Raw genomic sequence first — 6256 nt, 5'->3', positions numbered from 1 at the left:
CGGTCCACGTCGGCGGCCATCTCGGCGACGGCGGGGCAGCCCGAGTAGGTCGGGGTCAGCCAGGCGGTCACCGCGCCGCTGTCGCCGTCCACCTCAACCTGCGCACCGTCGCCCGCTTCCCCCGGGCCGTGGACGCCACCCGCGGCACCATGTTCACCGCCCAGGTGCAGGAGCACTCCGGGCTGGGCGTGCTCGTCATGCCGTCCAACCTCACCCTCGGCGGACTGGGCGCGGCGCTCGCCGGACGCGACCCGGGCCAGGTCGCCGAGCTGCTCGCCGCCCGGGCGCACCTGGGCATGTTCACCACGCAGGTGCGGGTGCAGGGCACCGCGCGGATCAGCGCGGTGCTCGGCGGCTCGCCCCTGCTGCGGCACGGGCTGACCGGTGCCGACCACGACCTGATGCGCCTGGCGTTCCGCCGCACCGCCCGACTGCTGTTCGCGGCGGGCGCGGTGGAGCTGCTGCCGCCCACCAGCTCGGCCCCGCCGCTGCGTTCGGAGACCGACGTGGCGGAGTACTGCGCGCGGCTCCGGCCGGGCGACTGGGAGCTGGTCTCCGTGCACGGCATGGCGAGCTGCCCGATGGCCCTGCCGGAGCGCGGCGGGGTCTGCGACGACCGCGGCCGCCCCCACGGCTTCACCAACCTGCACCTGTGCGACGCGAGCGTCCTGCCGGGCGCTCCCGGGATCAGTCCGCAGGGAACGATCATGTCCTACGCCCACGAGATCGTGGGCCGTCATCTGGAGAGCACGTGACCGACCGACCGACTGCTGAGTACCTCACAGCAGCCCAGGAGGCCCCCGGGACAAGGATGTTCAGCCCGGCGGCGACGGTCGCCTCCTGCGCCGGATTCGTGCTGATCGGAGCGCTCCAGGCGCTGTACGGTCCGGCGATCCCCGCGTTCCGGGACGACTTCCACCTCACGCCCGCGGCCGCCGGGCTGGGCCTGAGCGCCCACTTCGTCGGAGGCGTCGCCGGCGTCCTGCTCTTCGACCGGCTCTTCGGGAGAGTCGGCAACCGCCGGATCCTCGGCGTCTCCTACCTGCTGATGGCGGTCGGCGCGGCGGGCTTCGCCCTGGCCCCCGGCTGGCCGTTCGCCCTGGCGATGGCGCTGCTCGCCGGGCTCGGCTTCGGCGGCATCGACTACGGCCTCAACCAGCTCTTCGCCGTCGGCTTCGGCCGCCGCTCGACGGCCATGCTGAACGTCCTCAACGCCCACTTCGGCATCGGCGCGATCCTCGGCCCGGCGCTCGTCGGCGCGGTCGGCGCCGATCACTACGCCGCGGTCTTCCTCGTCTTCGCCGTGGCCAACCTGCCGCTGCTGCTGTGCCTGCGCGGCGTGCACGACCGGGCCCCGCGGCAGGCCGGCGGCGGCGCGGACGAGGCCTCCGGGAGCGCGCTCGGGCGCAGCCTGGCCTCGGTGCTGGCCGTCTTCGTCACCCTGTACGTCCTGCACGTCGGCATCGAGGCGGGCGTCGGCGGCTGGGAGCCCACGCACCTGGAGACGGTCGGCTACGGTGCGGGGATCGCCGCCACCGCCACCTCCGTGTACTGGCTGATGATGACCGTCGGGCGCTTCCTGGTCGCCCCGATCACGCTGCGCTTCTCGGCCGAGTCGATCATCGTGGTGTCCTGCGCGGGGATGACGGCCTGCCTCGTGCTGGCGTCCGTGCCGGGCGTCGCCCCGTACGCCTACGCGGGGGTCGGGCTGTTCATCGCGCCGATCTTCCCCACCGGGCTGCCCTGGCTCAACCGGGCTGCGCCGCGGGCCCGCCGGGCCGGGGCGCTGGTGATCGCGGCCTCCATGGTGGGCGGTGTCGTCGCGGGGCCGGCGCTCGGCAAGGCCATCGAGTCGCTGGGCGTCCGCTCGGTACCCCTGGTGCTCGGGGTGGTCTCCGCGCTGTGCCTGGCGGCGACGCTCTGGCTCATCCGCGCCACCCGCCCGCAGCGCCCGTGAGCGTCCTCGCCGCGGGTTGCCCCGCCTCCCCTCTGCCAGGGGGGAGGCGGGGCGTACGTCCCGGTGTCACAGATCCGCGGGGTAGCCGGTCAACACTGCGGACGGGCCGGGCGACGGGCTTCGTCCGACCACCCGGACCCGGACGGAAGGACCCCGCCGCATGCCCGCCATCCTCGTTCACGGCGTCCCCGACACCCACCGGGTGTGGGACGGCGTGCGCCGCCGGCTGACCCGCACCGACGTGGAGGCCTGGGACCTGCCCGGGTTCGGGGCCCCGCGTCCGGAGGGCTTCCGCTCCACCAAGGAGGAGTACGTCGACTGGCTGATCGCCCGGCTGGAGCGCGTCGGCGAACCGGTCGACCTGGTCGGCCACGACTGGGGCTGCATCCTCACCGCGCGCGTCGCCTCCCTGCGGCCCGACCTCGTCCGCACCTGGGCCGGCGGCAACGGCCCGGTCGACGCGGCGTACACCTGGCATCCGCTCGCCAGGGTCTGGCAGCATCCCGCCGACGGCGACCGCTTCATGCGCGAGCTGCGGCCGGACGCCTTCGCCGCCGACCTCGCGGCCGGCTTCGACCTGCCGGCCGACCTGGCGGAGGAGACGGTCGGCCGGGTGGACGAGCCCATGAAGGACAGCATCCTGAGGCTCTACCGCTCCGCCGTGACCGTGGGAGCCGAATGGGAGCCGGGCCTCGCCCGGGTGACCGCGCCCTGTCTGGTGTTCTGGGGCGCGCGCGATCCCGCCTGCCCGATCGCGTCCGGCGAGCGGCTCGCCGCCGCCCTGCGCGCCCCCGGCGTCCTGGCACTCGACTGCAACCACTGGCCGCTGCTCCAGCGGCCGGCCGAGGTCGCCGAAGCCGTCGAGGCGCACTGGGCGGCGCACCCGGATCCGGGCGGGACCCGTACGTGACGGACCGCCCGCGTCCTGGTGACGGACCGCCCGCGCGTCCTGGTGACGTTCCGTCAGGACGCCTGTGGCCGGGCCCGGCAGGGGTTTGTCCGCTCCGTGCGGGCTGATGCATGATGGGTTCGGCCTGGAACGATCAGGGGTCAGGTCCGGACCTTGAACGGCATGGTGGTGGCGGATGGCGGGCAGCGCCCCGGGGCGCGGGCTGCGTGGCCGGCGCAGTGAGTGCGGAGCGCTGGACCAGGTGGTCGCCGGGGCCCGGGAGGGCCGGGGCCAGGTCCTCGTGCTGCGCGGCGAACCGGGGGTCGGCAAGTCCGCCCTCGCGGAGTACCTGGTGGAGCGGGCGGACGGGTGCCGGGTCCTGCGGGCGGTCGGCGCCGAGGCCGAGATGGAACTGCCGTTCGCCGGACTGCACCAGCTCTGCGTACCGCTGCTGGGACGGCTCGACCGCATCCCCGGCCCCCAGCGCGACGCCCTGTCGGTCGCGTTCGGCCTGAGCGCGGGTAGTGCGGGCAGTGCGGGCCATGCGGGCAGCGCGGGGAGCGCGGGGAGCGGGTCGAGCGCGGGCGGTGCGCCGGACCGGTTCCTGGTCGGCCTGGCGGTGCTCAGCCTGCTGGCCGAGGCCGCGGAGGAGCGGCCGCTGGTCTGCGTCGTGGACGACGCCCACTGGCTCGACCGGGTCTCCGCCCAGACGCTGGCCTTCGTCGCCCGGCGGCTGCTGGCGGAGCGGGTGGCGCTGGTGTTCGCGGCGCGCACCACGGCGCCCGACGCGGGCGGCGACCCCTTCGGGGGGCTGCCCGGGATCGCGGTCCGGGGCCTGCGCGACGACGACGCGCGGGCGCTGCTGGAATCGGTGGTCCCCGGGCGGCTGGACGAGCGGGTCCGGGACCGCATCGTCACCGAGACCCGCGGCAACCCGCTGGCCCTGCTGGAACTGACCCGGGGGCTGTCGGCGGCGGAGCTGGCCGGCGGGTTCGGCTGCCCGGACGTCCGCCCGCTGGCCGGCCGGATCGAACAGGCCTACCTGCGGCGCATCGGCGCGCTTCCCGCCGGCGCCCAGCGGCTGCTGCTGGCGGCGGCCGCCGAGCCGGTGGGGGACGTGCCGCTGCTGCGGCGGGCCGCCGAGCGGCTCGGCCTCGGCGCGGACGCCGCGCGGTCCAGGGTGACCGTCCTGGCGGTGGCGTCGACGCGGACGACCTTGAACATCTGCTGGCGCATGTGGAGCGCCTCGATCATGCTCGGATCGGTGATGCCCTGCTGCGCGTAGAAGTTCCTGCTGTTGGCCGCGCCGACCCAGACGTAGCCGCCGGTGCGGAACTTCTTCATGTCGACCTTGGCGTCCAGCCGGACGACGGAGGACCCCCGCCGGGCGGAGTAGCCCGGGTCGCCGTCCTGGGCGGCCAGCTTCAGGCCCGAGACCCAGTGCTGGTTGACGCTGCCCTCGAAGATGTCCTTGCGCATGGGGACGGTCGTGGCCACCTCCCAGTCGTCCTGGTAGCGGGCGGCGACCTCCCGGGTCTGGACTCGGAACATGCCGCGCCCCGGCCACAGCCAGCCGCCCGTGCCGACGTCGCTGCCGGTCCCGGCCACCATGGAGTCCTGGTCCCAGCGGCCGTTGATCACCGTGTCGTACCGGGTGCTGAGGTCGGGACGGAAGACCAGCCGGGTGCCGCCCTCTCCCGAGCCCTGCCCCCGCAGGGTCAGGAAGGAGGCGTCGACGTAGACCTGCCGGGACAGGTCGATCCGGCCGGCGGGCAGTTCGATCAGGGAGAGGCGGTTGAAGTCGGCCTTGGGCGAGCACTGGGCCTTGACGTCGTCGATCGCCCGCTGCAGGCCGGCGGTGTCGTCGGCCCCGTCGTCCGGGCGCACCCCGTAGGTGTCGGCGAGCTCCTGCGGGGAGACGCGGCAGGCGGCCTCCTCGGTGAGGGCCGACCCACCGCGCGGCAGGTCCTGCCCGCCCCGGTAGCCGACGCGTGACCAGTCCGGCATGCCGATCGGCGGCGAGACGCGGTTGGCGTAGCCGAGGTCCGGCTCCTCCTCGGCCGCGGAGGCGGCCCCGGACGCCGCCGGCGCGGCGGAGACCGCCGGTGGGAGGGGCGCCGGGGCCGCGGTGGCCGCTTCGGGTGCTGCGAGCGGGATCAGCAGGGCGGCCAGGAGGGCCGCTGCTGGTCGGCGGAGTTTCACGTGGCCTCGTTTCCGATGTCGTCGTGCCGGGCGCCAGGGCGCCGCTTCTCCTGGTAAGACCGCTCTCGCACCGCCTTTGTGACGTCACGTCACGGTCCGTCGCGAGGCTCCGGGCGGACGTGAGGAGCCCGCGCGCCCCCGGACCGGGGCGGCTGTCACAGAACGGGCCACTGACCGGTCTGTACGGATGACCGGACGGCGCGGCCCACGGTGGCGTCGTCGAGGCCCCGGCCGACACCCCTCACGAGGAGAACACCCATGACCCAGGTCAACCCCGCCCGTCCCGACGCGCCGGGACGCGACGAACTGGTCCCGTCGCGCTACGCGTTGAAGGTCGGCGACATCGACGTGCTGGTGATCAGCGACGGGGTGCTGCCGATCTCCCCGGTGACGCTGGCCACCAACGCCCCCGCGGCCGAGCTGAAGGCCTGGCTCGGCGACATGTACCTGCCGCTGGAGTCGATCGACTGGCCGCTGAACGTGGCCGTGGTGCGCAGCGGCGGCCGGACCGTGCTCGTCGACTCCGGCCTGGGGACGGAGTTCCCGGACTTCCCGCGGGCCGGGCAGCTGGCCACGCGGCTGGAGGCGGCCGGGGTCGACCCCGCGTCGGTGACCGACGTGGTGCTCACCCACCTGCACATGGACCACATCGGCGGGCTGCTCGTCGAGGGGCTGCGGGGCCGGCTGCGCACGGACCTGCGGGTCCACCTGGCCGCGGCCGAGGCCGAGTTCTGGGCGGCGCCCGACTTCTCCCGCACCGACATGCCGGCACCGGTGCCGGACGTGCTCCGCACGACCGCCGCGCGGTTCCTGGAGGTGTACCGGGGCCAGTTGCGGCCGTTCGAGCAGGAGTACGAGGTGGCGCCGGGCGTCCTGGTGCGCCGCATCGGCGGTCACACCCCCGGCCACAGCGTCGTGCGGCTGGAGTCCGGCGGTGAGCGGCTGACCTTCGCGGGCGACGCCGTGTTCCAGTGCGGGTTCGACAAGCCCGAGTGGCACAACGGCTTCGACCACGACCCGGAGGAGTCGGCCCGGGTCCGGATCAGCCTCCTGCGGGAGCTGGCGGCGACCGGCGAGCAGCTGGTGGCCACCCACCTGTCCTTCCCGTCCGTCTGCCACGTGGCGGACGCCGGCGGCGGCACCTTCCGCTTCGTACCGGTGGTCTGGGACTCCGCGTACCAGTGGAAGGCGGACCCGGTCCCCTTCAC

The 6256-nt window shown here is 74.9% G+C and carries 5 protein-coding genes and 1 pseudogene; 5 read left to right on the top strand and 1 reads right to left on the bottom strand.

The genetic code is table 11. From position 1 onward, the window contains the following. A pseudogene (locus ABZW03_RS35615) lies at positions 1 to 98 on the bottom strand (phenylacetate-CoA oxygenase subunit PaaJ); the annotation flags it as partial. A gap of 30 nt (positions 99 to 128) precedes the next feature. Here ABZW03_RS35615 and ABZW03_RS35610 point away from each other — a divergent pair. From ABZW03_RS35610 to ABZW03_RS35590, 5 genes are all read left to right on the top strand, one after another. Beyond that, the gene (locus ABZW03_RS35610) at positions 129 to 755 is read left to right on the top strand and encodes a GMC family oxidoreductase (RefSeq protein ID WP_355267995.1); all 627 of its coding nucleotides are present in this window, start codon (positions 129 to 131) and stop codon (positions 753 to 755) included. 56 nt (positions 756 to 811) lie between these two features. Next, complete coding sequence (locus tag ABZW03_RS35605) at positions 812 to 1957, top strand: MFS transporter (RefSeq protein WP_355267998.1); 1146 nt, start codon at positions 812 to 814, stop codon at positions 1955 to 1957. 160 nt (positions 1958 to 2117) lie between these two features. After that, complete coding sequence (locus tag ABZW03_RS35600) at positions 2118 to 2867, top strand: alpha/beta hydrolase (RefSeq protein ID WP_355267993.1); 750 nt, start codon at positions 2118 to 2120, stop codon at positions 2865 to 2867. 175 nt (positions 2868 to 3042) lie between these two features. After that, entirely contained in the window at positions 3043 to 4131 is a 1089-nt protein-coding gene (locus tag ABZW03_RS35595) for an ATP-binding protein (RefSeq protein WP_355267990.1), read from the top strand. 1175 nt (positions 4132 to 5306) lie between these two features. Further along, the coding region (locus tag ABZW03_RS35590; RefSeq protein WP_355267987.1) for an MBL fold metallo-hydrolase at positions 5307 to 6256 on the top strand (950 nt) is incomplete at its 3' end.

It is taken from the genome of Kitasatospora sp. NPDC004799, from assembly GCF_040609095.1.
Taxonomy (GTDB): Bacteria; Actinomycetota; Actinomycetes; order Streptomycetales; family Streptomycetaceae; genus Kitasatospora.
The sequence above is the reverse complement of the archived record's forward strand: the minus strand, read 5'-3'. Positions and strand labels throughout refer to the sequence as shown.